This is a genomic window from Diplocloster agilis (assembly GCF_019042275.1).
Classification (GTDB): domain Bacteria; phylum Bacillota; class Clostridia; order Lachnospirales; family Lachnospiraceae; genus Diplocloster; species Diplocloster agilis.
In genome coordinates, this window is sequence record NZ_JAHQCW010000001.1 from 135,240 (window position 1) to 159,752 (window position 24,513).

Consider the following 24,513-nt stretch of genomic DNA (forward strand, 5'->3'; position numbering starts at 1 on the left):
TGGGCGATTGCTCCTTTATATTTTCAATATAACACAAGAATTATTTTTTGTAAACGTCATTTTCTAATATATTTCCTCCGAAACTTCCGGAGAGAATCCAGGCCGTTTGGCCGACGGAAGGAATATCCATCCAATCACTATCGTAGTCAGCGCGAACCCCACATTCACCCGATAGATCATCGCATACCCTAAGGATTCCTGTATTGCTGAAAAGAGCGGCGGAAAGATAAAATTGGAAAAACCGAACATCAGCATGGAGACGATCCCATAGCAGCTCGAGACCAGCCTGTCCTCGGCCAGCAGATGCAGATATTGAAAAATGACGGTCAAAAACAGCGGAAACACAATACCGTGCAGCAGATCTCCCAGGATTACGACGGGTATGATCCCGGTAGAAATGCATAGGAATCTGAGTCCTGAGAACACGAATACCAGCAGAAATGACTTTTTCACATCATAATTCCTGAAAAACTTCCCGATGGCAATAAAACACAGGAATTCAGAAAAAATTTTGAGTCCTGTGCTGAGGCTGAACAATTGGTTGGACAACAGCAGATTCCCTGTGATCCCGGTCAGATAGGAGGAAAATGCGAAATCGCATCCCACATAGCTGCCTATTCCTAAAAAACTCATCAGGTACAGCACATTCACTCTTCGGTTCTTAAAAATATCCGCAAACCGGATCTTCTCCGCCCGCTCACTCTCTGTCACATCCTCGAATTTTTTCCAGATGATCAGAGCGCAGGCAGACAGCAGGAGGATTGCCAGCAAATGAAGCCCCCGGAAAGAAAACAAGCTGATGATCGTTCCCCCCGCCAAAGTCAGGCATCCCATCCCGACCGAACCCCATTTTCGAATCTTATCATAGGGGTATCCCTTTTGATCCGCTATTTTTTCTATATATATTTCATAAGTACCGATCAGCGGTACTCCGAAGCAGCCATAGGCCGCCGCGAACCAATAGATGAAGCCTGGCCGTATCACCAGAAACAGGACGCACAAGCCGAACAAAGACATAAGATAGGCGAACATAAACCTTTTTTTATTGCGCGCCCTGGAGAACAGGTAGCTAAGAAGCGGCTGCGCCGCCAGGGAGAAACCGGCTCCGAAGGCGGTCACCCGGCTCACCTGCGCCAAGGTAAGCCCTGCCGCTTGGGAGAGAAACGGATAGTAAAATGTAGAGACGATTCCCGCTATGCAAAAATATAAAAAGGTGGTCACATTATAGTAAAACAGCGGGCTTTTTTTATCTAAAACCATTGGTCCAACATCTCCGCATGAAACTTCTCAAAACCGGGTATGACATAATCCGCCTGGCATAAGATCCCCGGATCTCCAATCCCTACGCTTTTCATCCCGGCCCTTCTGGCCGCCTCGATCCCCGCGGCCGCATCCTCAAACACTACGCAGGCCGAAGGATCCGTCCCCAGTCTCTTCGCCCCTTTTAGAAACACCTCAGGGTCCGGCTTGGCTTGTGATACCTGACTACCGTCCACCACCGCGTCCAGATAGTCCTGCAATTTCAACCGCTCCAGAATCACACCGGCATTTTTACTCACGGAACCCAGCGCCGTTCTCAGTCCGTTTTCCCTGCACTCTTCCAGGAAATCCAGGACGCCGGGAAGCAGCTCGGATTGGTCCATTTTATTTATATATTCCACATACCAGCGGTTTTTCTTCTCCGCCATCTCTTCCTTTGCCTTCTGCGTACATTTCACATGACCGATCTCCAGGAGAATCTCCAGGGAATCCATCCGGCTGACACCCTTAAGCCTTTCGTTTTGTGCTTCCGTAAAAGAAAATCCCAGTTCTCCGGCCAGCCTTTTCCAGGCCAGATAGTGATATTTGGCCGTGTCGCACAGCACACCGTCCAGATCAAAGATACAAGCTTTTATTTCCATGTGCTCCTCCTAGTTTACTTCCAACCCGTTCCGGTCCGGAAGCGGGCGGTAAGCCTGATGTGGTTCCGTCTGATACCAGTAAGCTACTGTGGCGATATCATCCTGCAGCGGCAGGAACCGGTTCTCGCTCGTCCATCCCAGCGCCTGCATTGTCACACGAAGCTCTTCTTCAAAATAAATGGGATCCGGAATATGAAAACGGTACATGCCGAACCTGGTATTCGCCCGGTACAGGCCGTCGGGTTTTATGATCTGGGGCAGCCCCTGGTACAGGTTACTGAAGCTTCCATACTCTCCCGCCGGCTGTTCAAAGTTCCAGGCGCCCCCGAAATAATCCTCCGTGCCGGTCCCGCAGATCGTGGGGAATTCGGCATCGTGATCCAGATAAAATTTCACTTCCCCTTCGCCCCACCAGCGGTTGCTGTTCACCTGCCAGGCTGCATAAGTTCCCACATACTGCCCTTTTCCGCGTATCCCGTCGATAATCGTATAGGGTACCATATACTGAACCGGATTCTCCCGCCGGTAAGAGGCATGAAAATATGCCGCCTTATCGCTCACTGCCTCCAACAGATAATCGATCTGATAGAAAAATATCCGTTTTTCAGATCCTATGTTTTCTATGGTAATTCTGGCGCCCTGCCGAAACGGCATGGGAAAGTAACAGTTGTATCCTCCCGCAGGATTCACGCTGATCGGAGCGGAAGAGATATTCGCACGTTCACACCAGCCATTGCAGAAGAAATCACCCAGCGGCACTTCCACAGAGGGGACTTTCTCATCATCCCAGTATATCCTGAGGATCAGAGATCTTACGCTCTCCATATGTGCGGTCATCCACATATGGGTGATTTTACCGCTTTCGGATATGGACGCGATCTCGTATACTTCTCCTGCTTCTATCTCCACATAGGGCCTCACCTTCCAGCCCATTCCCAGTTCTCTGGCCGGATGGGTCATATCTCCTTCAGCGATCCGGGCCATGGCGCCCCTGCCTTTCTCTCCGGTGGGATTCTCCGCCGTGATGGAACGGGATTTGGCCCCGGATAGTTCGTATATGCGGTTCAATGGATCAAACATTTATCCTACCTCCTTCGTTACCGTAACCTGATCAGCCGTTACCTCTGCCTGATACCGTCCGCCGTTCAGGCGAAGACCGAATCGGATCGCCCGGATATGTTCCGGCAGAGCCGGATGGAACACAGGCTGTCCGTCCTTTCCAACCCCCGAAAAGCCCGCCAGGCCGCAGACCACAGCCTGCCAGAGGCCCCCCGCGTTGGCAATATGAATCCCTTCGGCCGCCCCGCGCTGCGCAAGATCAATCTCCATACTCTTCTGTAAAAACTCATAGCTGCGCTTCGCATCCTTCACACCGGCGTGAACCAGGGCGTGAATCACATAGGAAAGGGAGGAATCATGGGTCGTAATCTTCTCATAATATTCCAGGCAGTTCTTTTTCGTCTCCTGGTCGAATGCATTCGGAAACAAGCTGAATAAGCCCAGGGTATCCGCCTGTTTTAAAGCTTTGCTCCGGTAATTCTTCTCCTGGGAAATAAAATGGCCGAACGGTTTGCTGCGGTCCTTCCATACTTTGTCAAATTCCACATCCGCGAAATGGTCAAAATCCTGGCACTGCCAGATAAAATGCGCATCCTCATCATACGGAAATACCAGCAGGTCATGTACTTTTTGGAATTCCTCCATCTCCAGATCTGTCACGCCCAATTCGTTCTTGCGCTCACCACCGGCGATTTTAAGAGTTTCCAAGGTCTGTTTAAGCGCAAATTTTACCATATAGTTGGTATAGGCATTGTCATTGGTAAACGCCAGATATTCATCAGGGCCCATAACTCCCAGCAGATGGCAGGTATCTCCTGCCCAGTCGACCCTGCTGCACCAGTATCTGGCGGTTTCCACCATCATTTCCAATCCCTGGTTCAGAAGGAATTCGGTATCACCTGTCGCTTTGCAGTAATGCCACAGGCCATAAATCACATCTGCGGTTACATGCACTTCCATATCGCCGTACTGCCAGTTCGAACATTGTTCCAGGCCTGACTGGCAGCATTCCCACGGATATCTGGCGCCGGGGTAGCCATACCGGGCGGCGTTCTTTTTGGCTCCTTCCAGCATCCGGTAACGGAATTCGATCAGGGACCGGGCTTTTTGGGGTGTGGTGTACAGATAGAATGGCAGCAGATAAATTTCCGTGTCCCAGAAATAGTGCCCAAAATACGCTTCTCCCGCAAAACCTTTGGCGTCGATGGCCGCTTGGGATGACCAGGGGAAAGCGCGGAGCAGGTGATAGATACTGAATCTCAGACTATCCTGCAGCCGTTTATCTCCTACGATCTGTACATCCGATTCGCTCCAACGTTTTGCCCAGATCTCCTCATGGGCTTTAAGGGTCAACCGCTGCGCATCCAGTTCAAGGGTTACCATCCGCTCCCGCAGACGGAGCAGATCGCCAAAGGGGCCGGATAAGATCATCCCGTCCGCTTCATCCTTCCAGTCCAGACTGGTCGCGATAATCGTGTATTTGTAAAACACAAACGGTTCGCCTTTTTTCAAACGAAGCTTCCAAATCTCCCGCAGTCTCTGTTCCGTACGGGAGCTTTCTTCCTTATAATAATCTCCGTCCTCAAATTTGCAGAAACATTTCATACAGACCATCTGACCGCTGTCCAGCGTGATCTCCGCCCATAAGCCCTCCTGGTGAAAGAGCTTTGTATCCGTAAAATGACTGTATCCGTTGGTGGTTACCGCTGCATCCACGAAGCTTTCCACCCTGATTTCCATATCCTGTCCGGCTGTCAGCTCGGCTCTCTGGACAATATAATGCTGATTCTGAAGACTTGCGTATCTTGTATATTCAGCTTCCAGTGAACCGGCCGCCGTATTCCACACGAAATGTCTGGTCAATACTCCGTTTTTCAAATTCAGGGATTCCGCAAAATCAGAATAGTCTGACAGCCCCATGTCGAACCGTTCCTCGTCCTGATAGAGCTGTATTCCCATCGGATAAGGCAGATTTACAATTTCCTCTCCTAAAATCGGATGTTTTCCATAGATACCCGGGACATAAACGCCCCATTTGCTGACCGGATTCCTGGCTTCTTCCAGCGTCACATTCGCAGGCAGGCGCCAGTAATGCTCATCCTGGGAAGCCCCCGACAAATCCTCCTCAAAAGAAGCCCGCATCTGAATATAACCGTTTCCCTGTGCCCAGGCGCCCTCATAATATTTATTCTTTTCAGGGCTCCATTTTCCCTTTCTCTTTAATACCATCATTTTGATACCCTTTCCCGCAAATATTCCAGCATACAATGCAGAAGCCAAACTGCCAGCGGATTAGAAGCAAAGTCAGCCGGCTGGCTTCCCTGACCGCCGTCAAGCTGCAGCGTGGTAGCCAGGATACGCCGATTGTTTTTCTGATACTCCACCAGATAATCTTGAACTGTATAATTTCTGGCGTCATATCTTCGGATCAGGCTTTTATAAGCCCCCGCGTAACGTTCCATTTCCTTTTTGTCAAAAGCATGGTCTGTCGAGATTCCAAAGAATTGAAGGGCGGCATATCCCTTATGCTTCAGCCGGTCTGTAACCGGATGTGAAAATATGCGTTTCACCCCTTCCCGGTAAAACGGGACATATTGGACCGGTATGCTGCCTTCGCCTTTCACACAGACGATCATACGGACCCCGTCCGGGAGCCTTTCGGTCAGTTCCTCATCCTGCCGGGTGGTCAGCAGTATGTCCCCTGCGCTCAGTTTATGGATACTGTGCAGATCTTTGATTCTCTCCACTGTAAAAAAGGATTCTATGCCGTTAAAGCTGCCGGAATCATCCAGCAGATAAATGGCACGGTTACTTTGCACCCTGGGATAACTCCAGACTTCCCAGCTGTTTGAATAGCAAAAATCCTCCCCGGACACCTCCGCCTCCAGCGTATAGAGCATGGGACTTAAAAGATCCGGAAGACGGACCGATATTTGCGACAATTGCACCGTCTCGCCCCTATTGACACGGCAGCATTCTTCCTGTTCCTGTATCAGCTCATCCCCGTTTCTTAAGCGTACCCGGACAAATCCTTCCAGCTTTTGTCCGCTGCGGTTGGAGATCACCAGCCGCCCTTTTACACTGCTGCCTGCAAAGTAATTAAACGGATCCGTGTTTTTAAAACGGTCGCCTCCGTTTTTCCAGACTCTGCCCAGCTCTTTTTGGAGGGAGATTACCACGTCGCCGTTGATACGCTTCATCAGCCCGGCTTCGCATTTTGGATTTCCCTCATCGTCAAAGATACCGGAGGTGGTCAGCGGAACATCGCGGATTGTGGTGATGTTATACCCTTTGATTTCCGGAAAGCTCCTGGTCATCTCCAGCAGATATTTCCTGGTATCCAGCATCTGTCTTCTGCTCAGTTCCTCAAGCCCGCCGATTTCCTCCCATACGCCATAGGATTCCAGGATTTCCTTCTGGCGGTATACCGGCTGATCGGAGCCAAAGCCCTTATGTACTTTGCGCAGAAGGTTCTTCCGCTCGTCCGGATTCGTCCACCAGGCGTCTGCATACTTCGTTTTGGCTACCGGCCGGAAGGTGTCGGCATCGTTATATTCCCCGAAAAGCCATGGCTTCTTTTCCCGATATCCGGCCGTAAATTCATGCAGCAGCGCGTTGAACCCGGGCAGCTCCGGGTAAAAATGATAATCATAGATATCTGACTTTGCACCGCAGGCTCCGTCAAAGCATTCTGCGGAACCGCTGTTGTCGCAGAGGATCATCTGTGCTTCCCGTTCTTTGACCATCCGGTAGAGGTCGTTCAGGGCGGTATCCGGCACCGTCGCATCCAGTTCACAGCCAAGGCTTACGATGGTGACGGTGGGATACTGCATAAAATAATCCAGCATCTTAGGATATTGACGGTAAATACGGCCGGTGAGAAACTCATTTTCAAAAGGCAGCCATAGCGGCAGCTCCTGCCAGGTCACTATCCCCAGTTCATCGCAAAGCTCGTAGTAATAATCCGGAGGGAAATACAGACAGTGCTTCACCGTATTGAACCCCAGCTCCTTCAGGCTCAGCAGTTCTTTTTTCACTTCCTCATATGTGGGAACCGGCAGCATCCGGTCCGGATAGCATCCCCAGTGCAGGGCTCCCCTCATATAAAACGGGTTCCCATTGAGTAATATTTCCCCGTCTTCGATGCGGATGTTACGGAAGCCTCCCGTAAATACCCGTGTGTCGCACGCCGTACCGTTATAATATAAGGTCACCGTACACCGGTACACGTTTGGCTGTTCCGGCGACCAGGGTTTCACATCCGCGACCGGAATCGACAGTTTATTCCGGCAGGACAGCCGGACGGTACTCCTGCTGTGATCCGGATTTTCCACCACCGCTTCTACGGACCATTGATCGGCTCCGGCTGCGGCCCCCTCATACAGTCCTTTGCTAAAACTGGCCTCTAGTTCGATCGCACGGTTCTCCATGCGAAACATAGGCGTCAGCTTTTGGATCGCGCCATATTCCCGCACTTTAAGGGATACCCCTTTCCAGATTCCTCCGAAGGGCAGCATAATATCCGGGATAAATCCAAACAGAACAGACCGGAAAAAATACGGACTGTTTTTGTCAAAATCCGGCTTCATCACCCGGACTTCCAATCTGTTTTCCCCAGGCTGAACGGCCTGGTCCGCCTCTATGGTAAAAGAATCCCAGACTCCCTCGTGTTCCCCGATCTTCTGTCCGTTCAGGATCACTTCACAGTAATAGCTGACCCCTTCAAACACCAGGCTATATGTGTTTTTCCGGCTTATCTTATTCAGTGTAAAAATTTTGCAAAACAGAAAAGGACCGTAAAAATCCTTGTTTTCCATTATGGTTTCCACCGCGCACGGAATCTGAATTTCCTGAGCCTGACTGTCATACTCCACGCTCCATGCGCCGTTTAAATCTATCGTTTGCATACTTCTCCTCCTGTCTGTCCTTTTCTCGTCCTCCGGCCCGCCTTTCCGCCTATCCCTTGATACCGGCCGATACATTGCTGTTCAGTATCTGCTTCTGTCCCAGGAAGAACGCTATCATGGTGGGCAAGGTCATCAGAACGGTGATTGCCATGATGGACGTATAATCTGTGGTATATGCGCCCTTAAAGAGTGATAACCCGATGGGCAGCGTAAATTTTTCAGAATCTGAGATGTATACCAGAGGCCCGAGATAATCATTCCAGACCACGATCATATACATGATGGCGGACAATGCCAGCTGCGGCTTCATCAGAGGAAGAAAGATCCTGGTAAAGATCTGGCGGTAATTCGCTCCGTCTATGATCGCCGATTCTTCGAAGTCCCTGGGAATCCCCCGCAGGAATTGCCTCATCAGGAAAATATAGAACGCGCCCCCGAACCAGGCCGGCACGATCAACGGCTTCAGCGTATCCAGCCAATGGAAGGCATTGTATTCCATATAGAGCGGAATCACCAGAACATCCCACGGGATCATCATGGTTGACAGCATCAGTATAAAGAAGAATCCTTTTCCTTTAAAATCAAATCGCGCGAAACCATAGGCCACCAGCGCGCTGGAAAGCGTCATCCCGATCACCGCCAGCACGGTCACGATCAGAGAGTTTACAAGATACCTGGTAAATGGCTGGGCGTTCCAGGCCTCTTTAAAATTTTCCAGATGGAACTCCGATGGAATAAAACGAATGGGATACTGGCCCAGTTCCGCCGGATTTCGGACCGCCGTCAGCAAAGCCCAGATTAGCGGGAATAAAAATGCGACGGCCAGCAGAATCAATACCACATAGACACCTGTTTTTTTTATTTTTGTTTTCATATCCGCTCCCCCTATACTTCGTAGTACGTCCATTTTTTAGAAATGAACAGTACGGCCACGGTCAAAGCCAGCACAACCAGGAACATTACCCAGGCGTTGGACGCGGCGTATCCCAGCTGAAATTTTTTAAAAGCGTTCTCGTATACATAGAGGGAATATATGTAGGTGGATTTGCTGGGGCCGCCGGCCGTCAGGTTCATCACCACCGTCAGCTGCTGGAACGATGCGATGATGGCCATAATCAGGTTGTAGACAATCGTCGGACTGATGAGCGGCAGCGTAATTCTGGTAAACTTCTTCCATCCGCTGGCCCCGTCAATCATGGCCGCCTCCGTCACCGAAACCGGAATCTCCTTTAAACCGGTCAGAAATACCAGCATCATGGAGCCCTGGGCCCAGATGGTAGTCAGCACCACCGCCCACATGGCGGCATCCGGGCTTCGAAGCCAGGGCACGGACGGAAGCCCGACCGCATTTAGCAGCTGGTTCATAATTCCGTTATCTTTCAGAATCCAGGACCAGATGAGAGCCAGCGCCACCCCGGAGATAATCGTCGGAATGTAGAAGACCGTTTTAAAGAATCCGGCTCCCTTTTTGATCACATTGAGCAGGGCGGCCAGCAGGAGCGCTATGCCCACATTGATAGGTACCAGCATGGCCGCGTATTTGAACGTGACGCCCAGGGAATGATAAAAATTTGAATCTTGAAACATTTTCAGGTAATTGGCGATTCCGATGAACTCGCGGGTCCCGGTGATTTTCCAGTCAAACAGACTCATGAACAGGGAAAAGGCCAGCGGGAACAGGGTAAATACCAGGAATCCCACGATCCACGGAGATATAAACAGGTATGGTATTATTTTTTTCTTTCCTTTTAATTTCATAGTATAAATTTCCCCTTTATAAAAGGGCTGCCGTATCTGACTTAGATACGACAACCCTCTGTCAAGTTTCGTTATTGGATAATGGCTTCCACCTTGGTCTGTACTTCATCCAGAACCGCGGCTACATCCGCGTCTTCCTGAGCGAAGATCGCTTCCAGTCCGGCATCAATCTCGGAGTTAACTTCCGGCCATTGAGCGGATTTTACAAGGGAAGGTCTCTTGGCTTCAGAGCGCTCCAGCATCGTATAGAACGGCGCCATTTGAGGGTCATCCAGTAAACCGGTGTCTTTGGCGACAGATTCGCGGACCGGCATTTCGATTTCGCACAGAGTTTTTACTGATTCATAATTGGTGTAGTATTTGATGAATTCCCAGGCGGCGTCCTGGTTCTTGGAGCCGTTGGTCACGGACAGGAAGGATGCGTGAACCACGCTCATACTCTCTCCTCCCTCGAACTTGGGCATCGTGGTGATGCCTAAGTTGATTCCGGCCTCATTTATGGCTGAAACGAACCACTTACCCATCTCACCGAATGCGTAATTACCGGAACCCATCGCCTGTCCGAAATCATCATTTCTGTTTCCGGTATAGGCTATTTTATCTTTGTAAATCATATCGTGTAAGAACTGAAGCGCCTCCTTGTTGGCATCGCTGTTAATCACAGGCTCTCCGGAATCATTCAGCCACTCTCCGCCGTTGGACCAGAGTATGGATTCCAGCGCGTAGGGATCCGGATTATAGTAGAAGTATAAACCGGTGACTCCGTCTTTTGTCGTGGCCGCTGCCGCCGCTTTCAGATCTTCCATCGTCCAGTCTTCGTTTATGGTAACTCCCGCCGCATCGGTCAGGTCTTTGTTATAATGAATCGCTCTGGTGGAGAATCCGATGGGCATACCGTAGATATTTCCGTTCATATCCGCGTAGTTGAACAGGGTTGCATAGAAGTCGTCCTTATCCTCCAGGCTGTCGATCTTATCCTGCAGAGGAACCAGGCTTTCATAGTAAGCCGGGAAATTCCACATTTTCACAATGTCAGGCGCATTGTCGGAACCGATGGCCGCCGCCAGTTTCTGATCAAACGCCGTTCCGTAGGTCTCCAGCTTCACCTCTATCTGATCCTGGGATTCGTTAAATGCTTTCACGATCTGTTCCTGTACCGTAACGGCCGGACCGGAATCACCGGTGGCATACCGAAGCTGTATTTTCTCTCCTCCGGCTTTTGCGGTTTCCTGAACCGCGGTATCACCTGCTGCATCCGGCTGTTTCTCTTCCTTCGGGCTGCCGCAGCCTGTCAGCGCTCCGGCTAACAGCATAACTCCCATTCCCAGGGCAGTCAGCCTTTTCCACCTTCCTGCTGAGCTTTTACGGTATCCCTGATTGTCCGACAGACGATTCCAACTGTTTTTCATACTTGTATTCCTTCCCTTCATGTGTTCTTGATGATCTTATTATAAAAAAACGGAGCCTCTATGCAGACTCCATTTTTTTAATAAATACACTACTTTTTTAATATCTGCTCTTCATAGTCGGAAGGCGTACATCCGGTCTGCTGTTTGAATACCTTAAAAAAGTAGTTGTATTGATTGTATCCCACCATGGAATAGATCTCTTTAATTTTATATTCCTGAGCCGCGATGAGCTGTTTTGCTTTTTCGATCCGTATCCGGTTCAGGTACTCCGTAAAATTACAGCCGGTGTCTTCCCGGAAGATTTTACTCAGATATGCATAGTGTATCCCCAGCTCCCCGGCCACGTCCTGCTGGGATATGGGCTCCATATAGTGCTGATGGATATACCGGACAGCCTTTGCCGTATATTTGGAATAATTCTCATCCAGCTCCTGGCTCTGCCTCGCTGTCTGCATCACGATACCGTCATAGAAATCCATCAGGATTTCCCTGATCTCATCCACGGTCTCCGTCTTCTTAATCTTCTGGTACAGAACCGGAAAGCTCTTATCCGGCGCCGGTTCTCCCAGCTGCCTCTCTTTTATGACCGAATACCCCAGATTCAGCAGTTCCACGATCGACAGTTCTACGATCCGTATCGGCAGTTTTATTTCTTTATAATGTTCAAACAGAATGTTCAGATCTTCCCGGTAGCTTTCATCCGCTTCTGTCAGTTTTTTCACGAACTGCTCCCGATCGATTCCGACGGAACCGCCTGTGTTCCGTGATAATTTTCTGGCTGCGCCGGTATTCTGTTCATACCCGCTGTAGACCTGCCCTTTGCCCTCGAAAAATTTGTTTTCCAGCATTTTCAGGCACTTATGATAGGATCTGACCAGATCCTCCATGGAACTGCAGCTGTTGTCCATCCCGACGGAAACCTGGATATTCATCATTTTTCTTATATTTTCATTCAGTCGTTTTGCGTATTCCTGGGTTCGGGACAGGATGTAGAGCTGACTCTTCACATCCGTAAAAGACAGGATGATGGCATAACGGCCTTCCTGTATGGACAGGATCTCCTTTTCCGGCGCCTTCTGGATCACCTTGTCCATAATATCCCACAGGGCGTTCAAAAAAATCCGCTTGTCTTCTTCCCCAAAGCGTTCTGTCACCTTCTGGTAATCATCGATCTCGCAGACCAGGATGGAAGCGCTGCTTAAGTCAAAGGGAATCCCGTGCCTTCGGAATTTATCCGCAGCTTCCTTTGCCCCCATCTCCCCCCGCAGCAGCTGGGTAAAAATCTTACTTCTCAGCGCTCCCCGGCTTTCCTTAAGGATCTCCAGGGAATCCTGCCTGTTTTCCTCCGACTGCCTTTCCCGGATCTTTTCGCAGGCCTGCAGCAACGCATGGGTCAAAGTTTCCTCGGTAAGCATGTGTTTCAGGATATAGTCCAGGCTGCCCTCCTTGAAGCTTTCTTTTACGTAGTCAAAATCCTTGTAACTGCTGATGGCTACCACCTGTATCGCCGGATTTATCTCCCTGGCCTGACGGATCAGTTCAATCCCGTCTATCTTGGGCATCCGCATATCCGTCAGCAGGATATCCGTTCTGTGTTTCCGGATGTGGGAAAGGGCGTCTTCCGGCTGGGTATATTCACCGGAAACTTTCGTATTTTTCAGATTGATCAGGCTTTTTAATTTCGTCAGCGCCAGCACATCATCATCCACAATTACAATATTTATCACGCTTCCCACTCCTTATAGGGGATCCTCACCTTTACTACGGTGGATACTCCCACGGTGCTCTCCACCTCTATGCCGTACTCATCCCCGAAATGAATCTTAATGCGCTGATCCGTATTGGACAGGCCGATACCGTTAAATGTGGAAATCTTACTGGTATCAAACCCCTGCCCGTTATCCGTCACATCGATTTCAATGGTCTCATTGATGCGGACTGCCTTGATATAAATCAGCCCTTCTTCGCTGTCATCATTTTCTTCAATCCCGTGAATGATGGCATTTTCCACAATAGGCTGGATCATAAATTTTAGAATCCTGGCCTTCTCCAGGCCCGGTTCGACATCCATATAACAGGAAATGGGCAGTACCGATTTGTACTTATATATTTCCAGATAATCGTTGATATAGTCTAATTCAGTCTGGAGGGTTACATAGTCATTTCCGTTCTCCATACTCACGTGGAGCAGATCCATCAGCGCGTTCACCAGCCGCTCCACATTGGTTACCCGCTGTACATAGCACAGGTTCTTGATGGTATTTAACGTATTGAAGAGGAAATGCATGTTGATCTGTCCCTGGAGGGAGCGGATCTCCAGCGCCGTCTTTTCTTTTTCTTTGGTTTTGATGTCTTCCATCAGCTGCCGTATATCATCGGTCATCAGGTTGAACGCCTCGGCCACCTTCCCGAACTCATCCCGGCTGTTCAGTTCCACCTTCGTGTCCAGTGTACCTCCGCTGAAGTTTTGAAGGGCTCTGGTCAGGGAATCCACATTCCGGCTGATCCACTTGGAGAGAATACTGATGACGCAGAGCATGATTCCCATCATCAGCAGGGTAATAATGAAAATATTCTGAAATTTGCTCCGTATATCGGACAGCAGGTTATCCATTGGAATCGCTATCGTGATGGCGATTTCATTTCCAAACAGCTGCTGGCTTATGGCCAGCCACTCGCTGTTCTCTTTGTCTTTTATGATCCGGTGGCTCTCTTCCCTGCCATTTTCGATATCATCAAAGTGCGCGGTCATCTCCGGGCTATCCTCCACTGCCGCGTAGCCGGAGGATGTATACAGACAGGAATTCTCCCGGGTACGCACCCGGATCGCCGTGTTACCGGGGAATACATCGTCGAATATATCATTGATATCCGCCCGGTTCAAATTGACCAGGCAAAAGCCAATCCGTTTTCCATAGTAAAGGATATTCCGGTACAGCATGATGTCATCCGGGGAAAAATCGGAATCTCCGTGGGCAAATACCAGTACATCCTCTGAATCCGGCGGAAGTATTTCATCCAGCCTGTTTTCTTTTACGAATTCGTAGTCGAATCTATTCCCACGGTAGACCAGGTCGCCGTTAAAATTCCCGATGGCGATGGACTGGATCACCGTATTATTGACATAGATACTGTTTATGTTCTCATCCAGCTTAGTCCGGGCCTGATTATTCAGGTATTCATTTTCCCAGCGGTTGTGGATATAACGGTCTACGGTACTGTTATTATAGGTAAGGGTTCTGGTCTGGCTGCTGATATTTTTCAAAAGGCTCTCAAGCTCCCTCGCTCTTTCATCCAGCAGTACATTCATGGACTGGAACATGGTCTCCACCACCATAGATCTGGAATTCGTGTACCAGATGGCGGAGGTGATCGTTACGGCGAAGGCCAGGATCGCGCAGAGGATCAGCATTATTTTGTATTTGAATTTTATATACATTTTTAGTTTCCTCTGAAGGGGGGATTTTTATTCCGAATTGCTTTCCGAACAGTTATCGACATTATAACACAAAATCTTTCCATGCGTATAGAGTGGATTGATAACCGCGCTATAACCAAGGTGTATTCCTATGGAATAAAAAAGAATCTCATAACATTTAATCACAGGCCGCCACGATCCTAATACAATATAATAAAAAGTAAGTTAGGAGCTCTATGATAACTGTTATCCTTATAATTTCATGTATTTTGCTGGCGCTCATCCTCATCCTGGGGATCGTGTGGCTGATACGGACCAGGCACTTCCGTCCCAATCCCGACAAAGCCCAGCAGCAAAATGCGTTAAACAACGATCTGAAAGATTCTGGGTTTGCCTATCATCTCATGGACGACTACTTTTACTCCCGGATGGACTGCTGGCAGCGGGAAGTGGGATACTGCCGGTTGTATGATGAAGGCGCGCCCTTTTTTAATATGATTTTCGATGCAGAACCGATCACATTTTCTTACGGCGGAAAGCGATGGCTGATAGAGCTGTGGAAAGGCCAATATGGTATCACCACAGGCGCAGAAATCGGAATATACAATACCACTCTTGAGGACCTGGACACCGACCGTTTCCGGGGTACTTTTTATGAAAACATCCAGGACAGCGAATTTCTGCCTCTCTCCTTCGTCCTGCGCAGGAAAGGGCGGGTCCTGCTGCGAAGGGAGGCCACGCACTGGTGGCTGACAGCCTTTAAACTGGGAACATTTTCTAAGCTGCGGACGCTGACTATGGACGCTTCGATCAGTTTCCCCGATGCGAAAATGTGTGCCGCGTTTGTCGGCGGCCTCATCGAAACCGGCTATCGGAGAAGGGAATACAAGGTTAGGGGAAACCGGGTGGATATCCGGTTTACCAAGCCCCATTCGGATCAGCCCGCCTCCCGGAATAAACTCCAGGCCGGTATCGTACAAAAAGTGAATAAAAGCAATTGCAGATTGTACAAAAAAGCAACCGCTAGATACAGCGACACGCTGGATAAGCTGGAGTATCTGAAAAACGCCATGCCGGAAGTCTATGAGCTGTTTGTGAAATCGCTCTATGCCAAAGGAGTTTATGCGGCATTCGACTGGATCCGGGATATCATCTATCCTCATCATCCCGTGCCGCCGGTACCGCCTAAACCGCCGTACCCGCCGGTGCCTCCGTGTCCGCCTAAGCCTCCGTGTCCGCCGACGCCTCCGTGCCCGCCTAAGCCGCCGTGTCCGCCAATGCCGACATGTCCGCTTGAACCTACGTGTCCGCCGGTGTCCGCCTGCCTGCCTCTGCTTGGTTGTCCGCCCAAACCGTCGCGCCCGGCTATGCCTTCCTGTCCGGCTGTATCTTCCTTCCCGGACACGTCATCGTGTCCCACCAGGCCTGTGAATTCGTTGGAACAGGATTATTCCGCAGAATCCCGGTGCGGACGGAGTCATTCTGATCTTTGTCACTCCGGCGACCAAGCTTTCCATTATGCATCGGAATACGCTCATGAGGATCATGTCCGCGAAATCTTAATGACAGGTCCGCAGGACGCTGAAAAAACTGATATTGAATAGAAAGTATGACATAGGGGAGGTGTGATTTTTGTAAATCACACCTCCCCTATCTAATAATTCCTCATAATTTGTATAGAATACTCTCTACCGCATTACTGAATCTTCGCTGCGTTCTGCAATACCCCTGGGTTCTTAGTTTCTTTTATAACCGGTTTAAATTTCTTTTACAGAACGTCTTTTTATATAGATAACGGATACGGAGGCAGCCAGTATGGAGCTAATCATCAGGAACAACAGGGTTCCCGCCTCCGAGGTATCTCCCGTTGCCGCAGGTGTATTCTGACTGTCATTGCCGCTTCCACCGGCGCCGCCCGAATTATCGGAAGAATTATTGTCTGATCCTTTCCCCTGATCCGGTGTTGGTTCCGGCGTGGAAGGAGGCACCGGTGTCGGAGAAACCGTGGGTCCCGGTGTAACGTCTGGTTCCTGATCCGTAGTATCTGTAACTTTCAGATGGAAGCTAAAGGATTTACCACTGGCCAAATTGATCTTCAGATCCGTGTCCTCTGTCAATGTATTCAAATAGTTCATAAGCAGGACAATCCCGTCCGTATCGATTCTATAATCCGTCCCTTCCTCCAGTTTATCTATACTTATGATCACATTTCCATTCAGTTTAAGCGGAATGGTTATTTCTTTATGATCCGAGCCCTTTGAATTTTTGTCAAAGGTACCTGATGTATTTGATAACTCAGCGTCAAACAACCCATTTTTCAGGAAATGATCACTGTGCATTTTCATGGATGCAGGCATACCAGCCATGTAAAAGGCGCTGTTATGGCCGCCGTCCCGCAAATCGTACCCGTGTTCTTTTCCCACGCTGTCCAAATATTCATGGGTATTGACCGTCCCCCTGTAATCCACCATAGTATCCTGAAGTCCGCAGTCTACATAGAAATCATAAGCTTCCAGCTGGCTTTCACTCAAACTCTTCAGGCAGTTCAGGCTTTCCTGATTCAGAGCTCCCATATGGCTCGCCACGGAGGTATACAGCTCGGAATACAAAGTTCCGATGCACATTGCTCCAAAACCACCCATAGAAATCCCAGTCACACCGCTGAATTTGGCATCACCGAGCGCCCGGTAATTCTTCAAAATTTCCGACCGGATTTCCGAGGTTACATGTGTCCTCCAGGGACCGGTAGAGTCATGATTTGACGGATCATAATCCGAATCCCGGTAAAAACTATTTTTTCCTGAATCCGGCATAACTACGATCATCTCCGTCACCGCTCCGCTTGCAATCTGCTGATCCATAAACGCACCGATTTGGTCTACATTGATGAAAGAGCTGCTGCTGGAATTAATTCCGTGAAGAAGATAAACCACCGGATAGTTCCGACTATCATTTTCATAATAACCGGGGGGCAGATATATCCCATACTTCAGGGTCTGGTTAAAGAGAGCGGATTCATAGGAGACCGCATAACATCTGCTCCAGTTGCCGTATTCCAATATCTTGCCGCCCTCATCCGCATAACAGATTTCAACGGTGTCTGAAAAAATGACCGCCTGAGCGCCGCTGTTTCTGTCATTCCCTGTTATTGTTCGATTTGCGGAATACCAATACCGTCCCTGGTCATCTTTATAGGCTCCCGCATTCTCATCCTGTACGTTTATATTGTCGTAGGGCGACAGCATGTCCTGAATTTCTTTCAGCCTTTCTTCCTTTGTATGGCCATCATTTTTATAATCATCGGAAATAGTTGCCGCATACGCGTTCATATCGCCGGCATTCATGGCATTTATCTGGCTTTGCACGACGGCATCCAGTTCTGCCGATGTGACCGGATCGGCGGGAAGGCCTTTTACCGCACGCACTGCCAGCTCATTCCCGCAGATTGCATAGGGATTGCCGCTGTAGAATCCCCCGTTTCCATTATTGTTATATACGCGGATGCATATCTCATTTTTCCCGCCCAGATTCAGGCAGCTGGTCGGAATCTTATATTCCCTGTTAACTTCCCAGTAGGATTTTTCAAATTTTACCTGATCTTCTTTATTAGCGTTACTATAGTCAAAGCCGCCATTGGCAGGAAACTGATTTGTTTTATTACCATTGCCGTCTACAAATCCGCTGGAAGCTACCAGCTGTCCGTTAATATAGATTACATCCATATCGTCAATGATACCCATCAGCAGTGTAACCTCATGATCCGATGTGAAATCCGCCGGCAAATCGAAGTTTCTGCATACCCATGCTTCGGACCAGGATGGGAACATAGCCGTATCAGGCGCAGAAGCCGCCAGAGGAGCAGGGGCGGAGGCAGAAGCCGCTCTTCCTAATACCGCCTGTGACAGAGATGGTTCCGGCTCTGATTCCGGGACGTTCGTTTGTTCCGGTTCTGTTGTAGTTTCCGGGACTGCCGTCGGTTCCGGTTCTGTTGTAGTTTCCGGGACTGCCGTCGGTTCCGGTTCTGCTGTGGTTTCCGGGGTTGCCGAAGGTTCCGGTTCTGCTGTGGTTTCCGGGACTGCCGTCGGTTCCGGTTTTGCTGTGGTTTCCGGAGCTGCCGTCGGTTCCGGTTTTGCTGTGGTCTCCGGAGCTGCCGTCGGTTCCGGTTCTGCTGTGGTTTCCGGGACTGTCGAAGGTTCCGGTTCTGCTGTGGTTTCCGGGACTGCCGTCGGTTCAAGCTCTGGATTTACTGTGGTTTCCGGGGCTGCCGTCGGCTCAGAACTTAGCGTAGCTGCAGGCTCATTTGTTAACTCTGGCGCCGGATCAATTGGCTGTTCCCTGTTTGTCCCAAATGTCTGCATCGACTTATTCTGATCATCTTCTCCTGCCGGTTCAGTCTCATTCTCTTCCTCGGCCAAGACGCTTGGTTGGGCTGGCCGGTCAATAGGAAGCAGTCCTCCTGTCGATACATCCGCCCACGGCATATCCACCTTTTCCCAAGTATTCCATACAGACTCGTCCGGAAGCCCTGCGGAATCTGCGTCTTCCCAGGTCACATTAACCATGTTATACGGAAAATACTGGAACATCCTGTTATATGTACGATAAAGTTTAAAATTCCATTCTCCATCAAGTTCCACAAATTTTGACGCTTTACTCTCCGTCGCATTTGCCGGGATATTAACTGCAGGTACCATTAGAATGATTGCCAAAAGCAGTGTTAATATTTTCTTCATTTGTGTATGTCTTTTCTTCACCAATGCTCTTCTCCCTCCATTCTTCTTTCTGTTTCATTCTGCATTCTGCTCCATTAAACTATTGTCTTCCTTTTTCATACAGTGCCTTTCTTATATTAATTAAATTTTTTAATTAAATAATATTATAAGTTTTTATGCACTATTTGTCAATTTTATTCAAGAATATAACTCATTTTTGTAAAATTTATCTATATTTTTTAACGCTTTTAATCATTTCCATGTTAAAAATGTCCGAATCTCCGGACTATATAAAAACTTGACACTTAGATGTAAAATTTCTAATATTTTCGTAGAATTAAAAAAGATGCTGTTACAAATTGAATTCCAGTGTTCTGGCCATTATTTTGACTGGCCGGCGCTGCAATGCACTTTGTAACAACATCCATATTTTGTTGCTTCCTCTTATGACAATCCTGTGTAATATCCCAACCCTGGGAAGAAATTTGTTCTACGGGAGATTATCCGATATTCGGGTTGATCCTCCTGCAGGGAGACACCCTTTATTTTTCGTTTTCACATTACTCTATGCGATCAAGAAATTCTTCGATGCTGTCCGCTCTCGCCGCCAACTTTAACCAGGCAGATAAAATACTTACATCCTTCTGAGAAGTAACGCGTATGCGAAGCGGTTCCGGCACTTGCCCTAACTCTCCCAAAAGTTCCAAAACATCATCTGCTTTCCCTTGTTCTATCCCCAAATTTTCACGTTCTTTCAACTCATCCGCAAATAATTCCCGTAATGCTTCACACATTTTTCTGCCCTCCTGATATTTTTTCCAGTTCGCCCGTACGATCAGATCCATCGCAGCCGCGTATAACGGGTTCCTTTCCATTCCTTTATATGCCTTGGCCAACGGTTCAATATCCGCTTTCAGCTCCAGGTCATTTCTCAGACGTCCCAGCCAGACATTCTCTTCTTTTGACAACTCTCCGATTATAAGAATCTGTATCGGGAACAAAAAACCTGAAACATAATAGATCCCCGGATACGGCCTATCTACTTCTGCATGATAAATGTCTTGTAAATACAATAGCAGCTTTCTTGGATAATGGTATCCAGCCAGTGTTATGGTTAATTCCTCCGGTGGAATCTCCATCTCATGTTCTGTGTTGGCTTGATAAATACAGGTATATCCGTTTACTTTAAAAAAACTGTTGATACTAATATAGTCTTCCGGCCCTTTATATTCTACAATATTATACCGACGAAAGATCCTGCCGATACTTTTCTCAATCCGGAAACCGGGTTCCTTTTTTATAATCAACGTATCGATCTGAAGCGGTTTACTCGAGAGGTTATATTCCCGCTCAAATTGAAGGAAATCTTCTTCCTTAGATAATTCAATCTGCAGGGCCGCCTGGAATGCCGGATGCCATTGCAATATCCTTTTTCCCATATATACTTCTCCTATCTATTATAATAGAATTTATCCGGTTCTTCAATGGTCATTCCATAAGCATTCCTCCGCTTCTTCGATCTTTTTATTGTGTTATCGCGCTGAATCTTCGGCCGATTCGGCCATTAATGTGCTGTGCAGCACTTAAGAGTGTCACATATGTGACAAATAGAATCCTTCTGCGGTTTAGACCCGCAAAGATCTGTGACGATCTGAGTTTTATTATACATAATTTACATATATTCTGCAATATTCAGATATATTGAAAATGGTACTGAAAAGCGCAAAAAAAATGCTGTTACAAATTGAATTACAGTATCCAGGCCATTATTCTGACCGGCCGGCGCTGCAACGCACTTTGTAACAACATACATATTTTGTTTCTTCCTCTTACGGCAATCCTGTGTAATCATCCACAGGATTACAGAAATTTCTTCATCTCATCCACATTTGCCTGTTCCGTCTTAATATGCTTTTCCGCCAGTTTTTTAACGTCCTGGTCAGAGTCATCATAATCATGCAGGCTTTTTGTCATGTTCGTAATCCCCATGGTGCTGCCCTGGATCATAAGCTCCGCGATTTTGGAGGCCGAGTTATCCATCATCGTCTTCGCACTGGATGAGACGTAAGACATCATTTTCGCCATGGGATTCGCACTCGTGGGTTCCTGGTTTCTCTCGTGCAGCATTTTATCCGCCGTGTCGTAGGTTTTCTGATACTCCGACAGCTGCCTGGTCAGCACCTGGCTTAAATTGGAATCCTCCGTCTGCTTGAGTATATGCATGATACCATCCCGTCCCATTTCCGCATTTTCACAGATATCACGCAGCAAGTCTACATCATTGATCATTTTATCCCTCCAGCGGCACATTCATTATGCCATTCTTATACAGGAAAAGTGTTTACCTCTTTTCCCAATCTTTATCTTTCGGTTAGTTTTAGCAATATCCTGTGAAATTATGCGAATGCAGACAATAACTTATTATTACCTTCACTTTTTGTCCGCAGTTGGAATATAATAGATTACATCATAGTGCGCAAAGGATTTTGAATATGAAACCTTATATCAAATATTTATTTATCACCGTGCTGGCCGCCGGATGTTTCTATCTGGACCAGCAGGATTACCAGGCTAGCGATCAGGCTCCGGCTGCGGATCAGACTCATCAAACGCCGGCTGACAGTAAGACCGGGGACTCGGATGCGGCCGCGCCACAGGCTGCCGCCCCTTCTTTGGATTCGCGCTCCATACCGGCGGATAACAGCGGAGCCGTTTCGGATACGGACTGCATCACCTATGCCCCCGGCTTTACATATGAACCAATCCCCCAGTCTGTCATCCGGCGTATCACCGGCTGTTCTTACCCGGAAGACTGCCCGCTCCCCTATTCTGAACTGCGCTATCTGAATCTGATGTACGTAGACTATTCCGGCGAGGCACAGCAGGGGGAATTGATCTGTAACAAAGCCATCGCCCAGGATCTGATCGAAATCTTCTATGAACTGTACCAGGCGGGTTATCCTTTGGCTACAGTATCCCTCATTGATGACTATGGCGCGGACGATGAGGCTTCCATGCAGGCGAACAACACTTCCTGCTTTAATTACCGCAAAATCGCAGGTTCCGGCAAGCTGTCTAACCACAGCTACGGATTGGCGGTGGACATCAATCCACTCTATAATCCGTATGTCACGGCGGCAGCAGTCAGTCCATCCGGCAGCGGGCCCTATGCCGACCGTTCGTCGGAGTTTATCAGCAAAATCGATCATGAGGATCTCGCCTACCGCCTGTTTACGGAACATGGGTTTACCTGGGGCGGCGACTGGGTCAGCCGAAAAGATTACCAGCATTTTGAGAAATCTGATGATTAGTCAGCACCGGAAACCAGCCTACTATTACAGGCAAGGTCTGTGCATCAATCCGGAAACCGCCTGATACAGATCCAGATACATCTGATACCCGCGGTCATAGACTTCTTTAACTCCATCTGAAGGCTCAATCGTTCTGGAAGTTTTCACCCAGGCATTGATCTCGGAACGCTCCTGAAACACACCACAAGCCATACCCGCGATAAAGGCATCTCCCACCAGCGAACCATTATAGCTTTCCAGCGTGGTCTGCCGATAGCCTGTCACATCGCTGACCGTCTGCAGAAGTCCCGGAATGTTGATGCCTCCGCCCATAACTACTGCCTGCCTCCTGTCATGTCCGCCGGGTTTCATATCCAGTACATGCCGGATCGCATAGGCCGTGCCTTCAAGTGCCGCCTTATACAAATCCGCCTGTGTATGACTCATGCGCAGGCCGAACAGTAGCCCTTTGGCTTCCGGATCGTCAAACGGCGTCTTTTCCCCGTTAAAATATGGCAGCATCACAAGCCCGTTGGAGCCGGCCGGTACCGTTTGTGCGAAATGCGCAAGCAATTCCGAGTCCAGTCTTTTTCCCGGTTCCATTCCCGAGAGCATTGAAATCATCCAGTCGATATTGCCGCATCCGTTAGACATCGATCCGCCCGGTACGGTCTTTTGGTTGACATTCGGAACATAATCCGGGAACAGGATGGAAGCATGGTCGTTTCCATTGTCTACGCCGACGCAGGTACCATAACTGATCTGCGGAAGGCCCAGAAAATCCGTGCCGTAGCTCAATGTCTCTGCCAAAAAATCCCCGGTCCCCACTGCCACCGGAGTGCCCGGAGCCAGCCCGGTATGCCTGGCTGCCTCTTCTGTCACCGTGCCGGCCAGTTCTGTGGCAAAACGAAGCTTCGGCAATTGTTCCATTCTGACACCGCATGCTTCACACGCCCTATGGTCCCAGCCAAAAGCTTTCAGTGAAAATGGCAGCCCAGCCAGTTTATAGCAACCATAGTCCGCCACCACTTCACCGGTTAGCCGATGTACGAGAAAGGTAGGCGCACCCATATAGTATGCAGTGTTTGCAAACACCTCCGGCTCGTGGTTTCTGATCCAAAGGATCTTTGGACCGGTACTTTTCGGCGAGATGGGCCGTTTATTCTCCTGAAGCGAATACGTTTCTCCCAATGTCCGGTTTATGTCCCTGATCTCTTGTGCTGCGCGCGTATCCAAGCTGTAGAGCATCGCCGGCCGGAGCGGTTCGCCCTGCCGGTCTACCGGCAGCACTGCGGGAGTCAGCGAACTGATCCCAACCGATATGATGTCTTTGGCGGAGATGTTTTCATGATCCAGCAGCTTTCTGCATAAAAAGCAGAATTCCTTCCACCAGACCTCCACCGCATCATGTTCCGCCCAGCCTGGATGCGGATGGGATACCTGGTGCCTGCAGGATGCGGAAGCTGCGACCTCCCCGTCCAACGTAAACAGCGCTCCCTTTGAGTTTGTTGTTCCAATGTCTATTGCCAGCAATAATTCTCTATTCATTCCTAAGCTCCTTCTCTATTCTATGACTGTTGGCCTATTTGGCCAAGCAGTTCCAAAAACTGGTCGTACATGGCTTCCGATGCCTGGTCGGTATCCCCATTAACCACATATCTCATATCCGCTGTCTCTATTACCATACATTTTCTTGACGTCCGGTAAATGCAAAGAACATATCTGCCCCAACGGCTGTTTTCCCAGACTCCAAACTGATAATCTTTGGTCGTATCTCCTTTAATCAGGGTTCCTGTATCCGTCACTTCTTCCAACGTAACCTTCTCTATAGCGGAATAGGGGATCTGGATGTTCTCCTGCTGATAACGGATGGTGAATTTCACCTTATCAAAAGAAAGCCTCACATTGCTGCTATCCTGGGAATAGATCTGGTATAATGTAAGACCTATAAAAATAACTGCGACTATAACTGCATTCCGTTTCCGGCTATTTCTTATTTTTTCTTTATCCTGCTCCATCGTATCACCCTATTCGATCTTCCTTATTCTATAATCCGTCC

Annotated in this window: 17 protein-coding genes; 2 read left to right on the forward strand and 15 right to left on the reverse strand. The window is 48.7% G+C overall.

The window, feature by feature from the left end:
* Window positions 1-63: 63 nt before the first annotated feature.
* The 10 genes from KTH89_RS00560 to KTH89_RS00605 form a co-directional block, all read right to left on the reverse strand.
* A complete protein-coding gene (locus KTH89_RS00560; protein ID WP_158343322.1) occupies window positions 64-1,260 on the reverse strand; it encodes an MFS transporter in 1,197 nt (398 codons plus the stop codon).
* Window positions 1,251-1,901: a beta-phosphoglucomutase gene (gene pgmB / locus KTH89_RS00565; protein WP_238720236.1), complete on the reverse strand. Its 651-nt coding sequence runs from the start codon at window positions 1,899-1,901 to the stop codon at window positions 1,251-1,253. The genes KTH89_RS00560 and pgmB overlap by 10 nt, the downstream gene beginning before the upstream one ends.
* A gap of 9 nt (window positions 1,902-1,910) precedes the next feature.
* Window positions 1,911-2,981, reverse strand: a complete 1,071-nt coding sequence (locus KTH89_RS00570) for a glycoside hydrolase family 172 protein (protein WP_238720237.1) — start codon at window positions 2,979-2,981, stop codon at window positions 1,911-1,913.
* A complete protein-coding gene (locus tag KTH89_RS00575; protein ID WP_238720238.1) occupies window positions 2,982-5,192 on the reverse strand; it encodes a glycosyl hydrolase family 65 protein in 2,211 nt (736 codons plus the stop codon).
* On the reverse strand, window positions 5,189-7,867 hold the full coding sequence (locus tag KTH89_RS00580) for a glycosyl hydrolase 2 galactose-binding domain-containing protein (RefSeq protein WP_238720239.1): 2,679 nt from the start codon (window positions 7,865-7,867) through the stop codon (window positions 5,189-5,191). The genes KTH89_RS00575 and KTH89_RS00580 overlap by 4 nt, the downstream gene beginning before the upstream one ends.
* 49 nt (window positions 7,868-7,916) lie before the next feature.
* On the reverse strand, window positions 7,917-8,741 hold the full coding sequence (locus tag KTH89_RS00585; RefSeq protein ID WP_158343332.1) for a carbohydrate ABC transporter permease: 825 nt from the start codon (window positions 8,739-8,741) through the stop codon (window positions 7,917-7,919).
* An 11-nt stretch (window positions 8,742-8,752) separates the two neighbouring features.
* Window positions 8,753-9,625 carry a carbohydrate ABC transporter permease gene (locus KTH89_RS00590; RefSeq protein WP_158343334.1) on the reverse strand — a complete coding sequence of 291 codons (873 nt, stop codon included), beginning with the start codon at window positions 9,623-9,625 and terminating at the stop codon, window positions 8,753-8,755.
* 71 nt (window positions 9,626-9,696) lie between these two features.
* Window positions 9,697-11,034, reverse strand: coding sequence for an ABC transporter substrate-binding protein (locus KTH89_RS00595; protein ID WP_238720240.1), 1,338 nt, complete (start codon window positions 11,032-11,034; stop codon window positions 9,697-9,699).
* An 89-nt stretch (window positions 11,035-11,123) separates the two neighbouring features.
* Window positions 11,124-12,761, reverse strand: a complete 1,638-nt coding sequence (locus tag KTH89_RS00600) for a response regulator transcription factor (RefSeq protein WP_238720241.1) — start codon at window positions 12,759-12,761, stop codon at window positions 11,124-11,126.
* Entirely contained in the window at window positions 12,758-14,473 is a 1,716-nt protein-coding gene (locus tag KTH89_RS00605) for a sensor histidine kinase (RefSeq protein WP_238720242.1), read from the reverse strand. Before KTH89_RS00605 ends, KTH89_RS00600 begins: the two co-directional genes overlap by 4 nt.
* 215 nt (window positions 14,474-14,688) lie before the next feature.
* On the opposite strand from KTH89_RS00605, the gene KTH89_RS00610 reads away from it, so the two are divergent.
* Window positions 14,689-16,056 (forward strand): DUF4474 domain-containing protein, encoded by a 1,368-nt coding sequence (locus tag KTH89_RS00610; RefSeq protein WP_158343344.1) that lies wholly within the window; start codon window positions 14,689-14,691, stop codon window positions 16,054-16,056.
* A gap of 153 nt (window positions 16,057-16,209) precedes the next feature.
* On the opposite strand, the gene KTH89_RS00615 is transcribed toward KTH89_RS00610, so the two are convergent.
* The 3 genes from KTH89_RS00615 to KTH89_RS00625 all read right to left on the reverse strand — a co-directional run bounded on the left by KTH89_RS00615 (window position 16,210) and on the right by KTH89_RS00625 (window position 21,453).
* Window positions 16,210-19,185, reverse strand: coding sequence for an alpha/beta hydrolase-fold protein (locus KTH89_RS00615; RefSeq protein ID WP_238720243.1), 2,976 nt, complete (start codon window positions 19,183-19,185; stop codon window positions 16,210-16,212).
* 539 nt (window positions 19,186-19,724) lie between these two features.
* Window positions 19,725-20,603 (reverse strand): 3-isopropylmalate dehydrogenase, encoded by an 879-nt coding sequence (locus KTH89_RS00620; protein ID WP_238720244.1) that lies wholly within the window; start codon window positions 20,601-20,603, stop codon window positions 19,725-19,727.
* Between the two features lie 421 nt (window positions 20,604-21,024).
* Window positions 21,025-21,453 (reverse strand): hypothetical protein, encoded by a 429-nt coding sequence (locus tag KTH89_RS00625; protein WP_158343354.1) that lies wholly within the window; start codon window positions 21,451-21,453, stop codon window positions 21,025-21,027.
* 203 nt (window positions 21,454-21,656) lie between these two features.
* Here KTH89_RS00625 and KTH89_RS00630 point away from each other — a divergent pair, with 203 nt between their 5' ends.
* Window positions 21,657-22,475: a M15 family metallopeptidase gene (locus KTH89_RS00630; protein ID WP_158343356.1), complete on the forward strand. Its 819-nt coding sequence runs from the start codon at window positions 21,657-21,659 to the stop codon at window positions 22,473-22,475.
* 24 nt (window positions 22,476-22,499) lie between these two features.
* On the opposite strand, the gene KTH89_RS00635 is transcribed toward KTH89_RS00630, so the two are convergent.
* Together KTH89_RS00635 and KTH89_RS00640 are read right to left on the reverse strand one after the other, a co-directional pair.
* Window positions 22,500-24,002 (reverse strand): FGGY-family carbohydrate kinase, encoded by a 1,503-nt coding sequence (locus KTH89_RS00635; RefSeq protein WP_238720245.1) that lies wholly within the window; start codon window positions 24,000-24,002, stop codon window positions 22,500-22,502.
* Between the two features lie 20 nt (window positions 24,003-24,022).
* Complete coding sequence (locus tag KTH89_RS00640; RefSeq protein ID WP_238720246.1) at window positions 24,023-24,472, reverse strand: PH domain-containing protein; 450 nt, start codon at window positions 24,470-24,472, stop codon at window positions 24,023-24,025.
* Window positions 24,473-24,513 lie beyond the last annotated feature (41 nt).